This is a genomic window from Marinobacter sp., assembly GCF_048266785.1.
GTDB lineage: Bacteria > Pseudomonadota > Gammaproteobacteria > Pseudomonadales > Oleiphilaceae > Marinobacter.
This window is the reverse complement of the sequence record NZ_JBLWYX010000021.1, coordinates 1-22,319: the sequence shown is the minus strand read 5'-3', so window position 1 is coordinate 22,319 and position 22,319 is coordinate 1. Positions and strand designations below refer to the sequence as shown.

The following is a 22,319-nucleotide window of genomic DNA, read 5'->3' as shown; positions in this document are numbered from 1 at the left end:
GCCTCCTGCGGTGCATAAGCCCTGCCAGCACAAAGCTGGCAGGGCTGCAGTTTTATTTTTGTGCGTCTTTTTTCTTGGCCAAAGTCAGGTGGTGGTCGTTGATGCGGGCGCCTTCTTTTTCGCCGTACTCAAGGCCCAGGGTGTACCAGGGGGCACTGGGGACGTCGTTGCCGCGATCCTTTTTCCACTCGATGTTGAGCTTGGGCTTTTTGTTGTGGCGCAGGACTTCAGCCGTCATAAAGGGACGGATGTTGAGGCGCACACCGTCGTTGAGGTCCGGGTTCCAGCCAATGGGCTGCTGCTCCATTGGCTTCCAGCGTACGAAGATGTCGTAGGGGGCTTCGCCTTCGAGGATGCGAACCAGACGGTCTTTCAGATTCTGGGCGGCGGCCACGCGGACATCTGCACCTTCCACACCCTTACTCACAGCACGCTGCTGGTCGCTGATCCAAGTATCCAGGTAGGTGTAAATCAGCCGCTCCAGGTTGTTGCGGTCGAGCTTGTGATAATTGACCAAAGCACTAAAGCCATCCTTAAGGCCGTCCCAGATCTGCCAGATAAAGGGGCGGTGGTGGAATAGCTTGCAGTGCTGTTCGAAGAACTTGTCTCGCAGCCAGGCGTCGAGACTTTTGGCACCGACCTGGTCCAATAACTGATTACGACGCTGCGGCGTCCAATCCCCACCGAAGGCCGCTTCCAACAAGCCGTCCAGCCGAACATCAGCCGCTTTTTCAGCGCGCAGTGGCGAAAGGCAAACGATACCGTCGTCGTCGGCCAAGGTATTCAGCCTAGCGCTACGATCGATCCAGACTCGTGCCTCATCGGATAGCTCCATCTCGGCGTCCGATTCTGCCGGCCAGTGGTAGCCAAGTAAGCGTGCGACTGCGACCTGCAGCGGCTCGCTAGCGGGCTGCGGATTACCATGAAAAATCCACTGGGTGGGATCGTCTGAGTATGGTTCTGGCAAGCCGTCGGGGTAACGCTCGGCGGCGACTTGCTGCCAATAAGTCAAATCAAACGGCACTTTTACGAGTGCACCATTTGCAACGATGACAGCCTGTTCAAGCTGCCTCACTGCCGAGTTGAATTCAGGGCTAGAACAGAACGACCAGATAGCTGCAAGGTGGCATTCGCTCTTTGGAACAAGAACTGCCAGAGACTTATCGTACCTTTGACCTTGGAAAAGCGATGCTTTTAGATCACGCATCACTGAAACCGAAACACCCCGCTTCCCCCACGCCTGCTGACCACTTTGATCTTGGTTATGAATACGCTCACGATGAAGCGAGTCCATTCCACGAACACGCATCTGAGAAGAGTCCCAAGCAACTAAATGCGATAGCCCTTGAAATGGGCCATGCTCAACTGGCGAACACTGTAAATAACTCCACCCCGAGGGAGCATTTCCAGCCAGTTCCCAAAAATTGCGTCCGAACTTTTCAAAGTCGCCGGTACCAAGCCCAAGGAAGGAACTCGCATGCTCGGACAGCAAAGAACCAAGCTGCACATCCCCAAGAGCAATCCGAGCATCCGGGTTAGCCAGCTGTGTCTTCTGCCCAACAGCTACCAGCTCCTCACTACGCAGAGTTTCCGCTTTTTCCTGCGCATACTTAAAATTACTCGCATCTATACCGTGCAACAGAAAATCTTCCGCAGGCATAGTTTGCGTTTGAGTCAAAAGAATAACGTTTACGACCTCGCCACTGATCGTATCAAAAGCCCCTGAGCCCAAGCGCGCCAAAAGATTCCAGCTCACCTTCTTGAGCAGGTATTCGCGAAGCTTCCTGTAGCTGGTCATGAATAGCCAGTTCTGGGGCATGACAAACTGCACGGTTCCTTCGGCCGTGGTTAATTCCAGACAGCGGTCCAGAAATACGTTAGCCAAATCGTTCTTGGCGAGCTCGTAGTTGCTTTCACAGAAACTCCTGAGAGTTTCGCACTGCTTGCCACGTGCTAAATAGGGTACGTTGGTAATCACTAACTGATAGCGATGCCCGAGTAACTCCGCAGCTCTAGCTAACCCTTGAGCTGTAATAGCCGCCTCCTGCAGGTCGTCCTCACCTGCGTCTCCGACTGTAAGCGCCTTGCTTAAAAGAGGCTGTACCTGGCTCCAATCAGCCGTAAGCAAATCGCCTTTTAGACTGCGGGCCGGATCAATTAGCGAGCCCAGAATCGGCGCATCACGGAAGGTGTCATACAGCCGAGCCATGCCGGCTTTGAGTTCAGGGTTATCGCCAGCCAGCGCCAACCACTGCTCACGCGGCGTCTGAATCCGTTGCCCCACACAAGCAATATTGAGCGTCGGCAAGTTGCGATAACCACCGGCACCGGGATAACGCCAGGCTTCAAGAGCAACGGCAAAAGCAGCCAGCTCGACGCACCGCTGATCCAGCTCCAGGCCGTGGAGGTTCTGGCTGATCACCGCATCAACGGCTTGATCTGCTGACAGGCCTTCGGCCGCCATACGCATCGGCACCAGCATCAACAGGGTGGCGACCAGGAAGTGCCCCGAGCCGCAACACGGATCCAGCATCTTGAACTGCGCCAGATTTTGCGGCCAACCGTCGAAAGTGCCTGCGGCGGGCACCTGGGTATTTTCGGTCGAATCAACTTCGGCAGATGCCGGCACCGTGCGCAGGTAGGTGAGTGGCAGCAAATCACGATGCTGCGGGTAGTGGGTCACCCACCAGGCGCCCAGGCTATTATCCAGCAGGAACTGCACCATGTAGGGTTCAGTGAAGAGTTGGGTCACCGGCGACAGTTCGTCCGCTCCAATCTTCACGCCCGAAGCGTTCACTTCATCCTTTTTCTTGGCCTGCCAGTATTGGTAAACCCAGCCCAAGCTATCGGCCGCCTCGAAGGTGGCCTTGTCCAGGTCAGCAATCAGCTTTTCCAACGCACGTACGTGGTTAAAGGCCAGGGGCACCGCCAAAGCGGGTGAGTCGGCACGAAACACTTGGGGCAGCATGCGTGAGGCCAGCTTGCCCGCCAGCTCCCAGCCATTGGCACAGCCTTCATCCGCTGCCAGCTCCTGGCACTCTTCCAGGGTAAGCGCGGTATGCGGGTCGTACATCAGCAGGTGGTTCTGCTCGAGGAAGCGCGCAAAGAGCATACGGTGCCAATGCTCATAGGCAATCTCCACACAAAGGCGCTGAGTTTCCTGCTGGCCGGTACGGGTATCACGCAGATCCCCGAGCTGACGACCATGGGCACGCAAGCGGTTGCGCAATGCACGCTGCTCGTCATCCAGGTAACTAGCCGCGCTGGCGTCGCCAACACTGAGCCGGGTGAGTGCTTCTTGCGCGGCTTGCTCGGCAATATCTCGCGCCTTGATGACGGTGGTTTCCAGTTGCTTGCGAAGCTTTTTGTCGAGGAACTCGCGCATGGGTACGTCCTTGCCACAGCCAGTGCTGTAGGTATTCAGTCGGCCTGCCCTATCAACCGGCAAGCCACGTAATCATTTATTCGATTTTTTGGGCGCCGCTTAGGTGGGTTACGCCGCGCCGCGGCCAAGCCACCAATGGGCCACTATGCTACGGGTGCCATCAGACCATCACGGGGCCTTCCGCCAGCTTGGCCAGCAGCTGAGCCTCGATTTCCGCCAACCATTGGCGCAGCTGCGCTTCGTTTTCGAAGGTGCGCTTAGGCAAGCTGACATGCTGAACCTTGGGTTGCAGCAGCTTGACCGCTTCTTGGCGGGCGCTTTCAAACTTGGCAGCCAGGCTGTCTTTACGATCGGTCCACTGCTCCAGACTGGTGGTTTCCAGGCTGTCGATGACCTCTTCGCGACTACCGAGGCTCAGCGCTTCAGGCTCAGCCAGGCCGCGACGAGCCAGCAGCTCATTCTGCTGAGCGGCAGAGAGCTGCTGCCAGTGGCTGTCTACTATCAGCTCAGCCTGGCGCTTTTGGTATTCGGTTTGGAAGGCGCGGAAGTGGTGGTTGATCGCCTCACGCAGCTGGCTGACGGTGGTGCTGATCAGGCTCTCGAGCGGATTGGGCTCGGCCAACAGGCTGCGATTGCTCTTGATGGCATCCACTTCGCCACTGAGCTTCTCACCGAAGGCCAGCCCCTTGCTGAGCCGCAATAGAGTTTGCAGCAGGTCCCAATCACTGCGGCGAGAACGCAGCTGCTCGCCCAGGCTGCGCCAGGTGTCAAGCAGCGGTTTAATGGCATCCTTGTTGTCCAGCACCAACTTGAGCTGGGTATTGCCACTCTCTTTGGCGATCTCATCAATCAAGCTGGCGTCCGGACGCGCAGGCGCCGGCGCCTCACCGCCTGCCGCATGGTGCAGCTCGCGGGCCAGGGTGACCAGCGCTGGCAAGCGGGCCTGCTCTTCACCTGGCGGACAGTCGATACCCAACGAGCTGATCAGGCCACGGATCTTGATCAGATCCACCGGACGGATCGTCACAGTCTCAGGACGGAAGGTGCTCTGGGTGAGTTTCTGCCGCTCCAGGCTTTGTGCCGTCAGCGCATTGCCGCTGGCATCGGTGGCACGCAATACACCCGCAGCAACCAGGGCGAACAGTGCGCCATCAATTGTGTCCTGCTGCCAACCGTAGGGGGCTGCAGCAAACTGATCGCGGATCTCGTTACCTTTCTTGGAGGCGCCGATGTAGCGCAGTATCGTGGCACAGACTGGGTGTTTTTCGGTATCGCCACTGAAGCCCACAGCTTCCAGGGCATTCTGACCGCCATCCTTGCGGGCACGGTCGTAGACCTTGGCCCAATGCGGGCTGTCGGCCATATCGAATTCGCGGTATAGGCGTACCACAGACGCTTGAGCGGCTGTTTGAATGCGCTCGGCAATGCTGTTGCCGTCGACTTCCGCACCACCGGCCTGCAGTACTTGCACGCCCGAGAGAATTTCCTTGAGGAGCTGGTCGACCTGCTTCTGCGCATCGCGCTGACGGGTTTCCATGGCCTTACGAGCATCATTGCCCGCTTCGGTATTGGGCATGCCGCGCAAGCTCAGGGTCGCATCGGCAGCTTCCTGATGGATGATGACGTTGTTCAGCTCGGAACGGTTTCGCGCCGGGATATAGAGATAAAGCGTCGGCAGATCCGGGTTGGCTTTACGCGCCTCTGCCAGGAAGGATGATTCGTTCAGGCTCCAACCGTCCTGAACCCAGAGGTAGATTTTCTGGTTAGCATCTTTGGGGACTTCTGCATCGAAGCAGGCGATAACCTGGCGGTTCTCTTTGCACGCCCCCTGGGTGACACGAACCTTGGCCAATTCGGACTTAATTTGCTTGTGCAGCAGGTCGATCCGGAAGTTCTCGACACGTTGCATATTGCCGCGCAGGTCGGCTTCCTGCTGGCGGAAAGTGTCGTACCACTGGGCGCTTTCTTGGGTTTGCAGACGGTACTCGACACCAGCACTGGTCTCCATGGCCATCAGTTGACCATTCTTAGCCATGGCCTCCAGCTGAACCGGGATGCGCGCGCGCAGTTCGTCTTTGCCCTGGTTGAGGTTATCTACCAGAAGGTCAGCCAGCATGTCGGCGGTGGCGCGTACACCACAGTCGGAAATTGAGTCTGTCGGCAGCTTGCCAATCAGCAGAATCAGCGAGAGCAGACGCGACTGCAGTTGCTGGTCGTCATTACCAGCGGACAGCTCGGCAATGCGCTCGTAGTCCTCCTTAGAGATGACGCCGGTCTGCAACAGATTGGGCGCGATCTGCTGGTAGATAAAGTCGCCGGGGACGATATTGCCCAACTCTTTTTCGGCCGTGGCCTTGGCGGCCTCATGGATGACTTTGAGCTGGTTACGCAGCTGCGAAACAGTGCCGGTGGTATCGACAATACGCAGTACCTTCTCCCAGAAGCGGCGGCGCACAGGCAACAGCGGGTAGTCGGCCAGCATGACCTTCTCGTCATCCTGGTGATACTCCACCTTGGTGCCCCGCAGATGACGAGAAATTTCGCCCAGGTGCTTGGTCAGAAGCGCCTGCAGCCCGGCACGAGCGGTCTCGACCTTCTGCAGAATGACCTTACGAATGACCGACTCCACATCGGTGTCGCTAAGCATGATAGGAATCTGGAAACGGCCCATCAGGCGCATCAAATTTGGCATACCGGACAGCGCATTCTGGCCGGTCGCAATGAACAACAGACGATTACCGAAAGCAGAGTGTTTACAGCAGGTCTCAACGACCTCCTGGATCATGTGTGCACGGTCTACATCGTTACCCACGTATTGCTGGACTTCGTCGAGCACGACCAGAGTTAGCGGGAACTGGCCGTCACGGTCCAGAGCATCTGCAATGGCCTGAACCATTTGATCGTTGGTCACATCGGTGACTGTCGGGAATTGACCTTTGAGCAGTTGATGCACGCCCTGAGCGTCATTGGCCATATCTGGGTAGGCCGCGAGCAAGGCATTAGCAATTAGTGGCGAGACGTACAGCTTGCTCAGCTCACGCTCCCAGGGTTTTCCGGCATCTTCTACTGTCTGTTTAACGGCATCGAAGTAGCCTTGCTCTTTCAGCCAGAGGACAAAACGAGCCTGGTGGTACTGCTCCGGCAGGCCCGCCGACTTGAAGATGATGCCCAACAGTGCGAGGCGCACATTGTTGTTCGCACCAGCACCGAGCGTGCCGGATGCAGCATGCAGGCCTCCATAGCGACGCGACTGAATGCTCAGCTCTTTGAATGCGTCTGCAACGTTCTGCGGCAGGTTGGCAATATGGCGCGCGGTAAGGCCGTCCGGGAAAGCCTGGTCGACCCACAGGGTGCGCAGCATTTTGGCCATGTGCGACTTACCCGAACCGAAGAAGCCGCTGATCCATACACCCGGCTGCTCATGATTGCTGCCCAGGTTGCGCAGGTAGGTGGACAGGATCTTGTCCATACCGGCCTGGTACTCACCTTCACAGACGAAAGTCTTGAGCTCATAACGAAGGGTGTTGAGCGCCTGCTCGGACAGATCGTCCTTCACTTCGGCAACACCGTTGTTGGCCAGGCGGTTTTCCAGCGGATCGTTCAGGTAGATTTCGCGGTTAAGCATTTCAGTCCCTTAAGCAAAACAGTCAGTTGTCAGCCGTCAACGGCGTAGCGTGGTAGCCCCAGCCGTCACGGGCGTCCAATAAGCGATAGGTGTTGTCGATGTACTCGCCAGGGAAGAGCACCAGCAGCCTACCGGGCACATGTGCAGAGAGCGCTTTGACGAAGCCCGCGACTGAGCCGAAACCAAACAAGGCACCGCTGCCAATCAGCGCTACGAGGGTGCCCTCGTCGGCTTGGTCACCCAGCTGCTGTTCCAGTCGATCCAGGAGGTCCTGGATGAAATCGGGGTAGTTACCGATCAGGTCACTGGGGTCAGTGAAATAGGCATCCCGGTACTCTTCTGCGGCCATCCACTCGGGAAATGCGTTGGTGATATCCAGCGCCAGCCAGGGGTGGCCTGCGCCTTCCGTGGCCACTTTGAATTCTTCCATTCGCGCACGCAGCTTAAGCTCGTCTTCCTTGTGATAAACGGCAAACAGAACGCGCTGCTCATCTGCCAGGCCCGCTTGCCAAGGCAGGCTGATATGGCGAGCGTAGTTTTTGATGAGCTTATTGAGGCGACTACTCATGGAGCCAGGCCTTTTCGGTTTGAGTGAGGAAGTCAGGGAAACCGACCTCAATGACTTCACCCGATTGTTTGAATGTGATCAGCCCCCGCAAGGATGCCGTACGTGCAAGCTCTGTCAGGCGTTCAAATCGACAATCCAGCAGCTTGCACCACTCGCTGGAAAACAGGCGCTGCCCGCTCAAACCGTTGAGGTAGGCCTGAAACAGGGCATAGGCGACGTTCACCTCGGTTACCTGCGGCTGCGCCCTACTCTTTTTGATGCGCCCACTCAGAAATCCGGCCTGAGTCCAGCTGCCGTTGATGTTTTGGGCATAGGACTTGAGCGACGCAGGACTGAAACGATTGGGATCTTGAGCAGCCAATACCGCCTCAGTTTGCTCACGCTGCAGAGGCTCACCGGGCTTGAGCTCCAACATCAGCGGAACAGACACACGTAACAGTGGATCACGAGCCACCGCTAGTTGCAGCGCGAGCAATGGCTGCGCCTCAATGCGCACATCCCAAAGCTGGCGAAAAATGCGAAACAGTGGGATATCAGGTGACAGACCGTAGAGATCGACCAGATGCCCGACCGTGAGCTTGCGCGCTCGGCTAGTGGGCTTGTCTAGGCAGTTCAACCCCGTGATTTGCTCACGATACAGCGGGCGACTATCGGTAAATTGCGTGCTGGAGAAAAGGCGACGCAGCTCCGGCAACATCATGGTGCGGGAGTCATGCGCTCCGCTTCTGCCGAACTTGAAGCCGAAATTGATCAGAGACTGCTGATTGGTCATGGCATCACTTGTGGGTTCCCAGCTCACAGCACCCGCTGAGCGGGCGTTGAGGGACGGAATGATCTGCAAAGCTGCCATTATCTCTGACTATCCAAGGTTGGTCTTGCGTCAATCCGTTAATCGTCAAGCTTGATATCAGTTCGACATCAGACCGCATCCTGCCTAATCAGGCAGTAATTGTCATCTTCAACCGTTCAAGCTGCTTCGTGTTGCCGCCGACGCCTGTGGTGGTGAACTGGAGCTTCGACAAGCCGGTGGAAGGCACCCGATTGCTCTTCCCCTGCGCTATGACAACCCATCCTGTTTGAGTAGGCATCCATTCCAGTGGCTCTATCCCGCCCATACAGTGGGCATGACGCAGGATATGTCGCCGAACTAGTCATACCAATGTTGTACTTTCATACAGGTCGAGTTTTCAGGCAGGTTGCCGGAAGCGAGTCGCAGATTGTGGCGAAGGTGAACGCTGTGCCTATCAAGATCTAAACAGCTCTCCGATACCGCTCGCAATCGGCCGCCTCGTTAGACCCACAAGCCTTTTTAAACGTCTTGCAGAAAATTGGAAGGCCTTTTAGGGCATCGTAACTTTCCGCGTGATAGCGGCAGAGATAGCAGTTCTTAATTGGTACGTTCCGGTTTGCAGCGAGCTCAACCTGTTCGATAAATAAACGGCCACCCTCCGCCTGGTTCTCAAAAGGAGCCTTTGCTCCCGCATTGGAGAAAAATAAATTACTATAAATAAGCTTATCTGATTTACGCGCTTTTGAATGCACCACTCTCAGCTCGTTAAACTCCAGATTGGCTCTGCCACTTTCGTACACAAAAAAAGCGTAACACTTCCTAGCTGCGCACTTACACTCGGAGTCAGTGATAGCTTCTGTTGCATGATTAAAACCAATAAAAAGAGCGTCACTTGCCGACAAACTCGATTTTCTAATTTTATTGATATCTTCTTCTGTCTCTATAGGTATCTCAATTACTCGATTTCCAGAGCTTTCTTTTCGCTCCGACATGAAATGAGTATGAGCTATTTCAATGTATATTTTTTCAGAAGGCCTGGATTCGCTAGAAATCAACACATCTGGAACAAATTGACCATCCCGCTTTTCAACCTGAATGTTGTGAAAGTATTCCGTCAGGTCATATTCCTTCTCAACACAACCCAGATCACAAGCAGTCATTATCGCTGGGTGAAATTTGCGGCATACCTTCGTAGCCGCCAGCTTAATTACAAATGGCTCACCAGCCTCCAGACATCTCGTGTATACATCAACAAACGTCGCTTTACCGAGCTTATGCAAGTATGTTTCGCCGCTGCACTCCACCTGCGTTTTATGAGCAAAGTGCGGACGCACCTTCTCTCCGTTAACCCTTGCGACCAGCGGGTTTTGACAACCTAGACAGGTGAACTTTTCACTTATGACCTTTCCGGCGATGTCGTCTGCACATATGGTCTGGCCATTTTCATTTAATGCGTAGCGGTATTTTATCATCCATGAACCCGATCAAAGATATAAGTAGCAATTATAGATCCGAAGCAGAAGAAGTAAGCCGCTGCATAACGCAGGCACCTATAGTTCTTTCCACACTTCACTTTGCTCGATTATCCGTGCAAATGCCGACGCACTGAACCCTTCCGGATAAAGCGTGGCCACCTCATTCGCGCCCTGTTTATCTAGCGCCTTCAGGTAATGAAGCTCGTCACGAAGAGCTACTTCAATAACTTCGCGCGAAACGATACGAAAGCCATCAACCACCTCGCCATCAAATTCGATCGAAGTATCAACTACCCAACCATGCAAGGTGGGCAGCGGATCGGGCGCAGCAAGCCCCAACGCCGCACGTAAGACTAGGTCATGTTGCAGTGCTTGCCGCACCGCCACACTTTTACGCCTTAACTGCCTGGCAGCCTTGCGTAGCGTATTTGTGCGGTGTAACCAGACCTCCTGTGGGGTGGAGCGAATAAATCCTGACTTCACTTCAAGCAAAAGAATTACACCAGCCAGGCACGCCAACAGATCAATCTCTCCAGCATCCTGCGCGTCTACCCGTCGAGGCTCGTAGCCCACAACGACGTGGAACCCGCGTTGCCGAAGAGAATGGGCGAGGTTATGCTCAATCCGTTCTGTTTCGCTGCGCAGCTCTGACCGACGCTGCTCGACTCGCCGGAGATTGTTTACAGCAGCCGACAGGGAGTTTTGCCGGCCAGCCACCCAAGGGAACTGAAAGCTGTAACGACCTATCTTGTAAAACGGCTTCTCCGATAGCCTTGGCGTTGGCAAATTCGGGGGTTGCTTCACTTGCTCGGATAGTGTCTGGAGATCACTAGTCCAAAACTGCAAGATCGCCTTCGCTGCTTCAGGATCCCCATCGGGGTGATCATCACTCACTGTCCATGCGAGGATCCGCTGAATTTTTTCTGGCTGCTCCGACCAGGTCATGGGAAAACGATTCTCGCCCTGTAGCAGACCCTCAAAGGCCAAACGCCCAAGCGCGGTTATGGGCTCGCCCGACTCATCCAAGTAACGCTGATAAGGCTGCAGGTAGGCTTGTTCGAAAAACGCTCTGGTCAGCTCACTCGCCAACATTGCGTGGAACAACTTCACTTCAGCTCCGTTGTTCAACCTTACCCGCTCTCCAAGCCCGAAAACCACTTGCAGATAAAGCTGACTGCGTATGGTCTTGATGTAGGCGAGCTGGTTAGCCTCATGGTTGTCGGCACTGCCGATCAGCTTTCCGGTAAGCTCAGAAGCGGCAAAGGTCTCAATCGCGCGGCGCATCCAGTAGCACCACAACAGCTGGCTTTTCTGTTCGGTGCGCTGCCAACGCAATGCACCCTCATTCGATCTGTTGACGATGACCGGGCTCCCTGAACTGAGCTGGTAATCGCATTGACTGTCAAAGCAGAACTGGTCTATGGACCGTTCACATTCGATGAGCTCACGCACTGCTACAACCATCTCGCTGACGACATCCAGATTGGCAGCGCATTCCGCACCCTCGCCCCGCTGTGGAAAGAGCATGGGTGACAGATGCCGTTTCAGCGATCGGCCAAGCACATCCGTAGAAAGCCGGAAATCCGATTCGGTACAGGTTCTCAACTTGCGCTGGATGATTCGCTCATAGGCCACCCACTCCATTCCGGCAGGATCACCCCTTGCGTCTGCCAGTCGGAAATAAGCTAGCACGCTGAGATAGGACAGCAACTCCAGCAGCGACAGGGACTTGAGGCGCCTCTCGGCATCTAGGGTTGCCTGATCGAATGGCTCAAGCCGCATCATCAGGCGGTCACAGACATCTATGAACGTCTGCCATTGCAGGCCCACGCAACTCTTGCGCAGGTGGACCCAGAGTGGCGAATCCCTGCGCGTAAACAACTTTGAATAGCGGACGGCCCATCGCAGCTGATCTGCGTTGTGCGTGGCCAGATGACTCAGCAAATCGATATCGATCACGTCATCAAAGTGGAGCACCCGTGCCAGTGCCAGACTGGCCTGGTCGGCCTCGGTTACTGCAGCTGACGCCCACCAAAACTGTGCGGACGCCAAGCCAGCTGCACGGCTACGTGAACTGTACTTCCCGCTTGGTCGCTGATCCAAAAAATCGTGCAGGCACTCATTGAGTGCTTCGCCAGGGGTATAGCACTGCAAATATTTGGCGAATTGGTCTTGGTAGTACTGCTGGCAACGTTTATCAGAGTCACGCACGTGCTTATCCCTGCCTGCCCCAGGAAGGGCCTATGTCCTTTTGGATGGCTCACGTTATCTCACGAACATCATGTGCCATTACCGATTCGAGCATACAGCTCTAACATCAAGGCCGCTGTCACGCTACAGGATTCAAAAAATTTTCAGCCCTGTATTACCTACTGGAAGCCGGGCACAAAAAGCTCGTCTCTACCTCGGGGTATTTTCTCTTGAACAGGAGTCTGAATGATGAGTATTTGCTGTCCTTCCTGCGGTTCTCTTCGCGTTGTTGTTCGCAATCATGGTCGCAAAGTCGGTGGCGCTATTGGCGCCGTTGGCGGCACGGCGAGCGGAGCAGCAGGCGCTATGGCTGGTGCAAAAAGCGGCGCGCTTATAGGGGCTTTCGCTGGCCCCGTGGGTATTACGCTGGGTAGCCTGGCTGGCGCGATTCTGGGCGGCCTGGCAGGTGGAACAGCCGGGGGGCTGGCCGGCGCCAAGATGGGTGAAGAGTTCGATTCTCACGTACTCGACAACTATGAATGTCATCACTGCGGTACTGCTTTTACACAAAACGAGCGATGAATTCGTCTTGCCGGCAAATGAAACGTTATTACGTATAAACACGTAGAAGGAGTATTGCAATGGCTCATCTCGTTGAAACAATGGCCTACGCTGGCGCTACCCCTTGGCATGGCCTGGGCAACAACCTGCCGCAGAAGCAACCTATCGAGGTCTGGCAGCGTGAAGCCGGTATGGATTGGCAGATCCTGGAAAGCCCCGTTCATTTCAAATCGGACAGCATCGGCCATCTAGGCGCAATTCATTCCTACCCGGAACAGAAGGTGCTCTATCGCTCGGATACCAAGGCACCGCTGTCTGTTGTCTCCAAGCGTTATCACACCGTGCAGCCTCGGGAGGTTTTGGAGTTTTACCGGGATCTCACCGAGGTCTCGGGATATGAGCTGGAAACCGCTGGCGTGCTCAAGGGTGGTCGCAAGTTCTGGGCATTGGCGCGCACCGGGCAAGGCACGGCGATCAAGGGTAACGACCAGGTCAACGGCTACCTGCTGTTGGCTACGTCGTGTGACGGCACCCTGGCCACCACTGCAACGCCGACTACGGTGCGCGTGGTCTGTAATAACACCCTGACCATCGCCTTGGACGGTACAAGTCGAGCCATCAAGGTGCCGCACAACACTCGCTTCGATCCGAACGTAGTGAAGAATCAGCTCGGTATCGCCGTCTCGCAATGGGACGACTTCATGTATCGCATGCGCCATCTGGCTGAACGCAAGGTGCAGTGGCATGAGGCAATGGGCTTCTTCCTGAACGTTATGTGCGAGGTCAACCCAACCGGCCAGCTACCCGAACAACTGCCCAATGAACGCGCCCTGCGCAAGGTACAGGAGCTGTACGAAGGCCGTGGCCGGGGCAGTCAGCTGGAATCGGCAAGGGGCACCGCCTGGGGCCTGCTCAATGCCGTGACCGAATACGTAGATCACGAACGGCGTGCACGCAGCACCGAGTACCGGCTTGATTCTGCTTGGTTCGGCCAAGGCGCACAGATCAAGCAACGCGCCCTGGATGCAGCGCTGCAGCTCGCCGCTTAAAAGGCTGCTGCATAAACACAACCCCTGATCGCCATAAGGCAGATCAGGGGTTGTTCAACGGTTCTGCATTAAATGATCGCCATTACTCAGGCGCTCACCCAATCCTCGACACGCAACCCTGGAACTCGATCGAATTCACGAAGATTATTCGTCACCAGAATCAGTCCCTGGGCGCGTGCGTGTCCAGCAATAATCTGATCATACGGGCCAATAGGCTTTCCTATACGAGCCAGCTCAGCTCGCAATTGTCCAGAGTGAGCCGCTGCCTGCGTGTCGTAGGGCAGGACTTCCAGGCGCGCAGCGAAACCTTCAACGTCAGCCAGATTACGCTCGGGATTAGCGGACTTCTCTGCGCCGTAAATAAGCTCCATCAGGGTGACGGTACTGATACTTAACTGCCCCGAATGGCGCTTGAAGGCTTCACGCACCTCCTCGGGGCGATTCTTGATCGTGAAAATGCAGATGTTGGTATCGAGCATGAACTTCAACATCAGAGCGCCTCGCGCTCTTGATCTGCAGGCTGTTCCCGATCCGCCATAAAGTCAGCGGTCACACCTTCGCCATCGAACCAGTTATCCCAGGCCTCGCCTGCCGGTGTGATGATTCGCGCCCGACCAATTACCACTACATCCACCCGCTTCACGTCCTCAGGCAGCGCTACCGCTTTGGGCAAACGGACCGCCTGACTGCGATTGCTCTGAAAAACTGCACCTTGTTCCATGGAAACCTCCTTGGGATATGCCTTACGTATATACCAGTCTGCCAGCGACGCGGGATATGTCAATGGCATATCCCGGCTATTTGTCTGATTTACCACCGTAACGCCCGGTCAGCCTTGTGCTGGCTGGGCGTTTTTATGTCTGCAGGAGAAACATGATGAAAGCCACTTCATTGAACCTCAGCCCCAGCAAACCACGTCCCGCTCTACGCCTGATCAGCACCAAGGAATTGCCTCGCGAAGATTGGCTGCAGATCCGCAAGCAAGGCATCGGCAGTTCCGATGCAGCTGCAGCCGTCGGCCTCAACCCCTACAAGTCGCAGCTGGAGCTATGGCTGGAAAAGACCGGGCGCGATACCGGATTGCCGAAAACCGATCCTGATGACGAGGACAGCCCGATGTACTGGGGCAACGTCTTGGAGCCGATCGTCGCCTGGCACTACAGCAAGCGCACCAAGAACAAGGTTCGTCGCGTCAATGCAGTGCTGCAGCATCCGGATCCTGACCTGTCCTGGATGCTGGCCAACATCGACCGAGAGGTGATCGGTGCCGACGATGTGCAGATCCTTGAATGCAAGACAGCCGGTATTAACGGGGCGCGCCTCTGGAAAGAAGGCGTGCCCGAGTATGTGCAGCTGCAGGTAATGCACCAGCTGGCCGTCACCGGCAAGCAGGCAGCAGATGTCGCGGTTGTGCTCGGCGGTCAGCATCTGGAGATCCATCGGATTGAGCGCGATGAGCAAATGATTACTCGCCTGATCGAGCTCGAACGGCGTTTCTGGCAGTACGTGGAAACCGATACACCACCACCCGCCGACGGCACAGCTTCCGCCGAGACCGCCCTGCGTTGCCTGTTCCCAACGGATTCAGGCGAGACCGTGGATTTCAGCGGTCATGCTGGATTGTCAGCGGCCTACATTGAGCTCAAAGCACTGCGCCAATCGATTGCCGATAAGGAAAAGCGTGAGGCCCAGCTCAAGCAGATGCTGCAACAGGCCATGGGCGAGGCCAGTCGGGCTGAGTTCACCAACGGGTACATCAGCTGGCGTAAAGCCAAAGACAGCGTCGGCTTCGACGTGGCCCGGCTACTCCAGGAAAGACCGCACTTGAAAGCTAAATACTCGCTGATCAAACCCGGCGCACGGCGCTTCCTGGTCGGCTGATTCCAACCTCTTCCCATCACTCCCTCCCCTTGGCCAGCCCATGCAGTTCGCGCTGTGTGGCTGGCCTTTTTTCATTTCCAGGAGAACCACCATGCTCAAAGGTCTGGCTATTACTCCGCCGGTGCTCGGGCGGATTTCCATTGGCAAGGTCATCGAGAAAAACGGCAAGCGCCTGCCAGAGAAAGATGACCAGTTCACTATTACTTCCCAGGTACAGAGCCGCGACGGCTGGTTAGTGCATCCCCTCAATGATGAGCTGCGCCAAGGCAAGGACGACAAGCTGCGCAGCATTCCGGTACGCCTGTTGTTCAACGAGCCGGAATTGAATTTTCGCGCAGACTACACGCTGTTCGACCGGCAAACCGGGCGCCCCGTTTGCGTAGGCAATGGCGAAACCTGTAAGCGGGTTACCCAAGACGGCATGCAGTCACTGCCCTGCCCTTCACCGGATGCTTGCTCACTGGCTAAGGGTGGAGCCTGCAAGCCCTACGGCCGGCTGAATGTGGTGATTGGTGATGAAGATCCGCTGGGCAGCTTTGTGTTCCGCACCACAGGCTTCAACAGCATCCGCACCCTGGCCGCACGGCTTCATTACTTCCAGGCCATCTCCGGGAACCGCCTGGCCTGCCTGCCGCTGGAGCTAAGGCTGCGTGGCAAGTCGACTCGGCAGAGCCATGGCACGCCGATCTTCTACGTCGACCTCACCGTGCGCAGCGGCATCGACATGACCGAGGCGCTCGAAGCTGCCAGTGAGCTCGATGAACAGCGGCAAGCGGCGGGCTTCGATCAGAACGCACTAGACGAAGCGGCAAAGCGCGGCTTCGGCAACGGTGCCTTCGAGGATAGCGAAGAAGACGTCGGTGCCATCGTCGAAGAATTCTTCCCCATCGAGAGCGCCGACGAACAGCCGCTCTCCAAAGCCATATCGCACTCGTCGGGCAAACCCAGCCTGGCTGAAAAGCTGGAAGCCAAGCACCAAACCCAGAATGCCTAAGACTGGCCACCCGGCCCATGGAGCTGAATATGCGATTGCACAAAATCAAGGCCGGTGAGACCGCTGGCACCTACCTGATCGAGTCACCAGTCACTGAAGCCGACATCCTGTTGATGGCCAAACAGCTGGCCAGCCAGCGCTTGCGTCGGGGACGGCAACTTACAGCGCCACAGGACGTATTCAGCCACCTGCAGACGCTACTGGAGGCCTATGAGTACGAAGTCTTTGCCCTGCTGATGCTGGACTGTAAGCACCGGGTCATTGCGTTTCACGAGCTGTTCCGGGGCACCCTGGATGGCGCGAGCGTCTACCCAAGGGAGGTCGTGAAGATCGCTCTGGAGCACAACGCTGCCGCCATGATTTTGGTGCACAACCATCCATCCGGCGATCCCGAACCCAGCCAAGCGGATCGCACGCTAACCCACAAGTTGAAGGATGCGCTGGATCTGGTCGGTGTGAGAACGCTCGATCACATCGTTGTAGGCCACGAAGGCTGCGTTTCGCTGGCGGAACAGGGTTACCTGTGAAGAGACGGATGAAACAGCTGCTACCGATCTTTGCCGCCGTTTTATGTACGCCGGCATCCTCGCCGGCTGCATGGCGGTACTACTGCTGGTGATTCTGATTCTGTGCTTTCCGCCTCGCTGCGGTGCTGGCATGCGGGATGCTCGGGAAATGGCAAAGCGGCACAATTCATCCAGTCAATGAGCGATACAGGAGGGGCAGCCGAAAGGCTGTCCACTCCGGCTGCTGTACCACTTTTCTTTTTTGCTCAATTGCCAATTCCATCAGAGGTAAGCAACGAAAGCTTGATGATCCCCCTGAGCATCAGATCCTGCCTGTAGCTAACGCTTCTTGGCCGACTAGTACGCTGCTCCACGCTCGCGTTTGCCCACGGAAACTACAATTACAACCACTCGTTCCTCCTCGACCCGATAGACCAGGCGATACCCGGAAGTGCGCAGCTTGATTTTGAAGTGTCCCGGCATGTCCCGCAAAGCATCAGCCTGCACCCGAGGCGCTTCCAGGCGCTCTCTAAGCTTCTTCTTGATCTGCTCACGCACCGTATGGCCAAGCTTCTCCCATTCCTTGAGCGCTGTAGGAAGAAACTCAAGCTTATAGGTCATCCAGGCTCACCGGGATGCCCTTTTCAGCGGAACGAGCCTTCGCAATTTCGACCAGTTCAAGATCGTCAAGTCGCTCCATCATCTGCTCGTACAGGTCAGCAGGCACCATGTAACCCATCACGCGATTGTGGTTGAGAACCGCCACCGGCAAACCGCCAGCTCCGGCCATGACTCCAGATGGATTCTTCTTCAGCTCAGAAACGCTAACGGCAACCTCGGCCAAAACACTCTGCATATTCAAGCCCTCATTTTCGGTCTTTATTTTGGTCTTTTTATTCAGCCCGAGCAAGCCCTAGCTTTAGATTGCCCGAGCCTCATCACCAAGCGGCTCCAGTTCGGATCAAACCCGACTGGATCCAAATCCATGCTGACCACTCCCGTAGACTTTCGTGGCCGCCTTGCAGAGGTAGCTTGCCCGATAGAAGAAGTCGACCACTCCCTGCGGCTCATCACGACGGAGGCAATAGGTTGGATTGCTTGGTATCTCAACCAACCCCTTGGCCTCGTCAACTGACGAGCCCAGAGCACTTGCCCACGCCTCTTGGAGACGGTTGAACATGTTATCCCTTCCTGACTCAAACTTACCTAAAGCATTGAATGCATCGTAATTGAGAAAGAATGCAACATGGTAATGCGGCCTCCCATGTTGCCCAACTTCTCTAGCCCAAACGTATCGCACACCGCTCTGATGCGCATGTTTATTTTCCCTACGCGCAATACAACGATTGTGGCGTATTCTTGCCTTAAATGATTCTACAAACCTTTCAAATACTTGATTTGTATAATCGCCTCTGCCATATACAAACGCTGCTGGAAACCTAAGATCAACTCTAAATGCAAAGACACGAGAATGCTGTTGAAGAGCACGGTCAATCGTAGCATGCAGCCTTTCCAGATACTGACGTATGAAAGGCCCTTTATCTATCTGAATAGGCAAGCCACGATAGCCAAGCTCATTATGGATAACAAGATTACTATTTTGACTATGACGTAACATGTTAAATACTCCAATGCTTAAGTGCATAACCTAGGAGCATCATGTATTTATTCACTGAAATAATATCCATAAGTCAGGTATCTAAGGGATACCTGACTTAGCATGTGGTGACTCTATGGAAAACAATGGATATTTTATTATCTGTAGATAGCATACTACCAATACCGAGACGAGCACATTTAACAATACACAGAAAAGCACACAGAAACCCGAACGAAAATCGCAATTAAGCGAAAAATCAACTCTGAGAAAAAACCATCAAGACCGACTGGCGGCCTTGATGATCTCTTCAAAGTAACCAAGCCCACAAAAATTAATAACCAGCCTGCGTATCGCGCTCTTCTATCCGAGCTAAAATCCACTCATGGACCTCACTCTCCACCCACCCAACACTCCGCCCACCCAGAGGTACTGACCTAGGGAACCAACCGTCCGAGATATGCTTATAAATAGTCGAGCGGCCCAAGCCAGTAAGCGCCATTACCTGCTGCAGTCGAATCAATTTCATTGATGAGTCCTCATATCCATTCAAGGAATAGGGCTCACCGGTAACAATTAACTTATCGCGCAAACAAAATCACCAGCTACGGGAAACCATCCCATCAAAACATTCGTAGCACCGATTGACTCCTCCCAAGCCAAAAGTATGCAGTTTGCGCTAGACGACTTACCGCTCCTAGTTTTCCCGCATACAACGTGGCTGAAACCGCGTTTTTATGGGCCTGGCAGCATGAATGTAACCTAGGAATACTCTATATTAATGCCTAGGAATCACCTAATGTAGAATCCTTAGGATACTGATATACTCCAAGCATCATTCAATAAACAAGACTTCACATCATGCCAATCAATCAAGCAAAAAAGACTCTCAGATTAGTTACTGAAAAGACCGATAAAAGAACTCTAATGTGGTTATGGATGTTTATAAGCAAACATTTTCCTAATTCTTTTATTGGCTCATACGGCATGCCAGGAATGCTTGAAAACATCCGAAATGCTCTAAACGAAATAAATCCAACGATAATTGAACAGCAATACCAGGCAAACATTCTAGAAGAATCATTTTATGCCTGGGTAAAAGATGACATAGAGCAACTAGCGTGGTTGACTGAAAACTTAATAATTGCTACAAAAGCGACAGCCCCAATTATATACTCCACGCAAAATGACCGGGATTACGTAATAGGCCTGCTAGATTTATTAAACTCGACAACAATGATAAACATGGATTCGAGACAGATAAATGATCACATAATAAAATCTATCCACGCAAAGAAAGAACTAGCGTACAGGATAAAGAACGAGTGGGAAAAGTACAGCCAGGAAAGAAAAGCTTTAGACTGGTTTAATGATAAGAAAGAGCCAATGAAGCTAAAAGCTGGGTGGCATATTTTTAAAAAGCAATTTCCAAATCTTGCGCAAAACCATACAGAATTCAACAGCTACCAAGAGCTCCTCTACGTTTTCGACAGCAACCATGTACCTACGATTGACAGACTATTTTTTCTATCAAGCGCAAAAAAACGATGCAGTCAACTCAAAAACAAAGAGAAGTATAAAGGCGAGAAAGTGCAGTGCAATGTGGAAATATCGCCCAGCACGGTTAACAAGCTAAAAAAACTATCTGCCAAGCACCAGTTATCACAAGCAGCAGTTATTGAAATTCTCTTGAATAAAGAGTACGAAACAAATACTTTTATCCCAGAAGCATTAGGTTCTGTACGAAAAGTATTGCGGTAGGCGTCGCAGCGTGCAGGCCAGCATAACCATGGCGGCAAAACTTATTTTCAAGCTTGTCGTAACGAGTGCCGATCCTGCGGCTCTCTTCAGCCAGTTGAATATCCGCTCGATGATGTTCAGCTGCCGATTATTTGGGCAATCGGCAGTAGAGGTAGCCCCGGCTTGGAGTTGCGCTTCATGGTTCACAGCGGAATCAACAGGCTGCATTCAGTAACGGTCGCAGTAGGCTCAAGTGTTCGGCATCTTAGCTCTTGTCTGCCAGCAACCAGCGGCAGCGCTTTCGAGGCCGGCCTTGTTTGCCGAGGATGCGGATCTGATCCAGGAGCACTTGAGCATTCGAGATGTCGCTAGCCTGGCCCGGCGACAGCAAAACACGCAGAGGCACGCCGCTGGCATCGCAAACCACATGGATTTTGGTGGTCCGGCCACCTCGGCCGCGCCCCAATGCATGTTCTGACGGTTCTCCGGGCCCCCGCGCCAGAAGCGGCTCAGATTGGTACCGCCGTGGAGTCGATCATCAAGGAGGCCAGATCGGTCAGCCCTTCTGATTCGGGCAAATGCGCAGACGCTCAAGCACTTGCTTGAATGTGCCGTCATCCCGCCAATCAAGAAAGCGCTGATACACGGTCGACCATGGGCCGAAGCGCTCCGCTAGATCGCGCCAGGCGGCATCTGAGCGCAACCCAGAGGATGCTATTGAGCGTCAGGCGGTCATCACTGCGAGGCGGCCCCATCTCCAGTTCAGGGGAACCAAATCCTGATCAGTTCTCAAGCAGCATCAGAGAGTTCGTAACGCTTCGCCATGCGGGCCTCCAGCCGTCATGACGCTGATTCTAGATCCTTGTACAGAACCCAAGAGCTTTGTCAAGCATAGGTCAGCGCGCTACCAGTAGGCAGTGAATTGTGATGGGAGACCTGTACCCCGGACAGCACGTCCAGCAAAGCTGCTCTGCGAGTGCTAATCCCCGCAACAAGTTGAAGAATTACCGGTGGGGTAAAAAGTGGGGTAAAAACAGCAGCCACTCAAAAACTATTAGACATAAAAAAATCCAGTCACCGCTAAGTGACTGGATTTCTTGAGGTTTTTTGGTCGGGACGGAGTGATTCGAACACTCGACCCCTTGCACCCCATGCAAGTGCGCTACCAGGCTGCGCTACGCCCCGACTGTTGCTTTCAGCACTGCTGAAAGCGGATCGAACTATACATTAACTGACTGAAATGTGAAACATTTTTGCTGGTGTTGAAGTTATTTTCGAAGGACCAGCAGAACCTCTTCGAGCTCGGTGATGGTCTGGCGGATGAGTTGCTTGTACTGAGTGATATCGTCGCGGGCTTCGTCGCCGGAGAGACGCTGGCGCGCGCCGCCGATGGTGAAGCCTTGTTCGTACAGCAAGGCCCGTATCTGCCGGATCATCAGGACGTCCTGGCGCTGATAATAGCGGCGGTTGCCGCGGCGTTTGATCGGGCTGAGCTGGGGAAACTCCTGTTCCCAATAACGCAGCACATGGGGCTTGACGGCACAGAGCTCGCTGACTTCGCCAATAGTGAAGTAGCGCTTGCCCGGGATCGTCGGAAGCTCGTCGTTATGGCTTGGTTCCAGCATAGGCTTCGACTCTGGCTTTGAGCTTCTGACCGGGACGGAACGTCACGACGCGCCGTGCCGTAATCGGGATTTCTTCGCCGGTCTTCGGGTTGCGCCCGGGGCGCTGGCGCTTGTCGCGCAGGTCGAAATTTCCGAAACCGGACAACTTGACCTGCTCGTTATGCTCCAGCGCTTGCCGGATTTCCTCGAAAAACAGCTCGACCAGCTCCTTGGCTTCACGCTTATTCAAGCCTAGCTCTTCATGAAGACGTTCGGCCATTTCAGCTTTCGTCAGAGCCCCCATACGCTATTTCCTTAACGTGGCGTTGAACCTTTCTTCCAGAATACTGAGGA

General features: G+C 54.5%; 20 protein-coding genes, 1 tRNA gene and 1 pseudogene. 6 read left to right on the top strand and 16 right to left on the bottom strand.

Features of this window, described 5'->3' with window-relative positions; translation table 11 throughout:
- Window positions 1–52: 52 nt before the first annotated feature.
- The 6 genes from ACN0V1_RS19235 to ACN0V1_RS19210 all read right to left on the bottom strand — a co-directional run bounded on the left by ACN0V1_RS19235 (window position 53) and on the right by ACN0V1_RS19210 (window position 12,054).
- Entirely contained in the window at window positions 53–3,385 is a 3,333-nt protein-coding gene (locus ACN0V1_RS19235) for an Eco57I restriction-modification methylase domain-containing protein (protein WP_417546540.1), read from the bottom strand.
- A 160-nt stretch (window positions 3,386–3,545) separates the two neighbouring features.
- Window positions 3,546–7,010: a BREX system P-loop protein BrxC gene (gene brxC / locus ACN0V1_RS19230; protein ID WP_417546539.1), complete on the bottom strand. Its 3,465-nt coding sequence runs from the start codon at window positions 7,008–7,010 to the stop codon at window positions 3,546–3,548.
- A gap of 22 nt (window positions 7,011–7,032) precedes the next feature.
- Window positions 7,033–7,578, bottom strand: a complete 546-nt coding sequence (locus ACN0V1_RS19225) for a DUF1788 domain-containing protein (RefSeq protein ID WP_417546538.1) — start codon at window positions 7,576–7,578, stop codon at window positions 7,033–7,035.
- Window positions 7,571–8,428 carry a hypothetical protein gene (locus tag ACN0V1_RS19220; RefSeq protein WP_417546537.1) on the bottom strand — a complete coding sequence of 286 codons (858 nt, stop codon included), beginning with the start codon at window positions 8,426–8,428 and terminating at the stop codon, window positions 7,571–7,573. The genes ACN0V1_RS19225 and ACN0V1_RS19220 overlap by 8 nt, the downstream gene beginning before the upstream one ends.
- Window positions 8,429–8,829: 401 nt before the next feature.
- On the bottom strand, window positions 8,830–9,840 hold the full coding sequence (locus ACN0V1_RS19215; protein ID WP_417546536.1) for a competence protein CoiA family protein: 1,011 nt from the start codon (window positions 9,838–9,840) through the stop codon (window positions 8,830–8,832).
- A 78-nt stretch (window positions 9,841–9,918) separates the two neighbouring features.
- Window positions 9,919–12,054 (bottom strand): nuclease-related domain-containing protein, encoded by a 2,136-nt coding sequence (locus ACN0V1_RS19210; protein ID WP_417546535.1) that lies wholly within the window; start codon window positions 12,052–12,054, stop codon window positions 9,919–9,921.
- A gap of 225 nt (window positions 12,055–12,279) precedes the next feature.
- Here ACN0V1_RS19210 and ACN0V1_RS19205 point away from each other — a divergent pair, with 225 nt between their 5' ends.
- Together ACN0V1_RS19205 and ACN0V1_RS19200 are read left to right on the top strand one after the other, a co-directional pair.
- Complete coding sequence (locus ACN0V1_RS19205) at window positions 12,280–12,615, top strand: hypothetical protein (RefSeq protein ID WP_417546534.1); 336 nt, start codon at window positions 12,280–12,282, stop codon at window positions 12,613–12,615.
- 59 nt (window positions 12,616–12,674) lie between these two features.
- On the top strand, window positions 12,675–13,643 hold the full coding sequence (locus tag ACN0V1_RS19200) for a DUF932 domain-containing protein (protein WP_417546533.1): 969 nt from the start codon (window positions 12,675–12,677) through the stop codon (window positions 13,641–13,643).
- A gap of 86 nt (window positions 13,644–13,729) precedes the next feature.
- Here ACN0V1_RS19200 and vapC read toward each other — a convergent pair whose 3' ends face one another.
- Together vapC and vapB are read right to left on the bottom strand one after the other, a co-directional pair.
- Window positions 13,730–14,134 (bottom strand): type II toxin-antitoxin system tRNA(fMet)-specific endonuclease VapC, encoded by a 405-nt coding sequence (gene vapC / locus ACN0V1_RS19195; RefSeq protein ID WP_417546532.1) that lies wholly within the window; start codon window positions 14,132–14,134, stop codon window positions 13,730–13,732.
- Window positions 14,134–14,364 (bottom strand): type II toxin-antitoxin system VapB family antitoxin, encoded by a 231-nt coding sequence (gene vapB / locus ACN0V1_RS19190; protein ID WP_046164331.1) that lies wholly within the window; start codon window positions 14,362–14,364, stop codon window positions 14,134–14,136. Before vapB ends, vapC begins: the two co-directional genes overlap by 1 nt.
- A 155-nt stretch (window positions 14,365–14,519) precedes the next feature.
- On the opposite strand from vapB, the gene ACN0V1_RS19185 reads away from it, so the two are divergent.
- The 3 genes from ACN0V1_RS19185 (at window position 14,520) to radC (ending at window position 17,045) form a co-directional block, all read left to right on the top strand.
- A complete protein-coding gene (locus ACN0V1_RS19185; protein ID WP_417546554.1) occupies window positions 14,520–15,524 on the top strand; it encodes a YqaJ viral recombinase family protein in 1,005 nt (334 codons plus the stop codon).
- 91 nt (window positions 15,525–15,615) lie between these two features.
- The gene (locus tag ACN0V1_RS19180; RefSeq protein ID WP_417546531.1) at window positions 15,616–16,518 is read left to right on the top strand and encodes a hydrolase or metal-binding protein; all 903 of its coding nucleotides are present in this window, start codon (window positions 15,616–15,618) and stop codon (window positions 16,516–16,518) included.
- Between the two features lie 29 nt (window positions 16,519–16,547).
- On the top strand, window positions 16,548–17,045 hold the full coding sequence (gene radC, locus ACN0V1_RS19175; RefSeq protein ID WP_125870461.1) for a RadC family protein: 498 nt from the start codon (window positions 16,548–16,550) through the stop codon (window positions 17,043–17,045).
- A gap of 336 nt (window positions 17,046–17,381) precedes the next feature.
- Here radC and ACN0V1_RS19170 read toward each other — a convergent pair whose 3' ends face one another.
- The 4 genes from ACN0V1_RS19170 to ACN0V1_RS19155 form a co-directional block, all read right to left on the bottom strand.
- Window positions 17,382–17,645, bottom strand: coding sequence for a type II toxin-antitoxin system RelE family toxin (locus ACN0V1_RS19170; protein ID WP_417546530.1), 264 nt, complete (start codon window positions 17,643–17,645; stop codon window positions 17,382–17,384).
- Window positions 17,635–17,880: a type II toxin-antitoxin system prevent-host-death family antitoxin gene (locus ACN0V1_RS19165; protein ID WP_125870417.1), complete on the bottom strand. Its 246-nt coding sequence runs from the start codon at window positions 17,878–17,880 to the stop codon at window positions 17,635–17,637. The genes ACN0V1_RS19170 and ACN0V1_RS19165 overlap by 11 nt, the downstream gene beginning before the upstream one ends.
- 105 nt (window positions 17,881–17,985) lie before the next feature.
- Window positions 17,986–18,642, bottom strand: a complete 657-nt coding sequence (locus ACN0V1_RS19160; RefSeq protein WP_417546529.1) for an inovirus Gp2 family protein — start codon at window positions 18,640–18,642, stop codon at window positions 17,986–17,988.
- 313 nt (window positions 18,643–18,955) lie between these two features.
- Window positions 18,956–19,150: a helix-turn-helix transcriptional regulator gene (locus tag ACN0V1_RS19155; RefSeq protein ID WP_125870415.1), complete on the bottom strand. Its 195-nt coding sequence runs from the start codon at window positions 19,148–19,150 to the stop codon at window positions 18,956–18,958.
- 332 nt (window positions 19,151–19,482) lie between these two features.
- Here ACN0V1_RS19155 and ACN0V1_RS19150 point away from each other — a divergent pair, with 332 nt between their 5' ends.
- Window positions 19,483–20,382: a hypothetical protein gene (locus ACN0V1_RS19150; RefSeq protein WP_417546528.1), complete on the top strand. Its 900-nt coding sequence runs from the start codon at window positions 19,483–19,485 to the stop codon at window positions 20,380–20,382.
- On the opposite strand, the pseudogene ACN0V1_RS19145 reads toward ACN0V1_RS19150, so the two are convergent.
- The 4 genes and pseudogenes from ACN0V1_RS19145 to ihfA all read right to left on the bottom strand — a co-directional run bounded on the left by ACN0V1_RS19145 (window position 20,353) and on the right by ihfA (window position 22,269).
- A pseudogene (locus tag ACN0V1_RS19145) lies at window positions 20,353–21,147 on the bottom strand (IS5 family transposase). The gene ACN0V1_RS19150 and the pseudogene ACN0V1_RS19145 sit on opposite strands and share 30 nt — an antisense overlap.
- A gap of 322 nt (window positions 21,148–21,469) precedes the next feature.
- Window positions 21,470–21,546 (bottom strand) — tRNA-Pro (locus ACN0V1_RS19140).
- An 83-nt stretch (window positions 21,547–21,629) separates the two neighbouring features.
- Entirely contained in the window at window positions 21,630–21,986 is a 357-nt protein-coding gene (locus tag ACN0V1_RS19135) for a MerR family transcriptional regulator (protein WP_313089617.1), read from the bottom strand.
- A complete protein-coding gene (ihfA, locus tag ACN0V1_RS19130; protein WP_014852595.1) occupies window positions 21,967–22,269 on the bottom strand; it encodes an integration host factor subunit alpha in 303 nt (100 codons plus the stop codon). Before ihfA ends, ACN0V1_RS19135 begins: the two co-directional genes overlap by 20 nt.
- Between the last annotated feature and the right edge of the window lie 50 nt (window positions 22,270–22,319).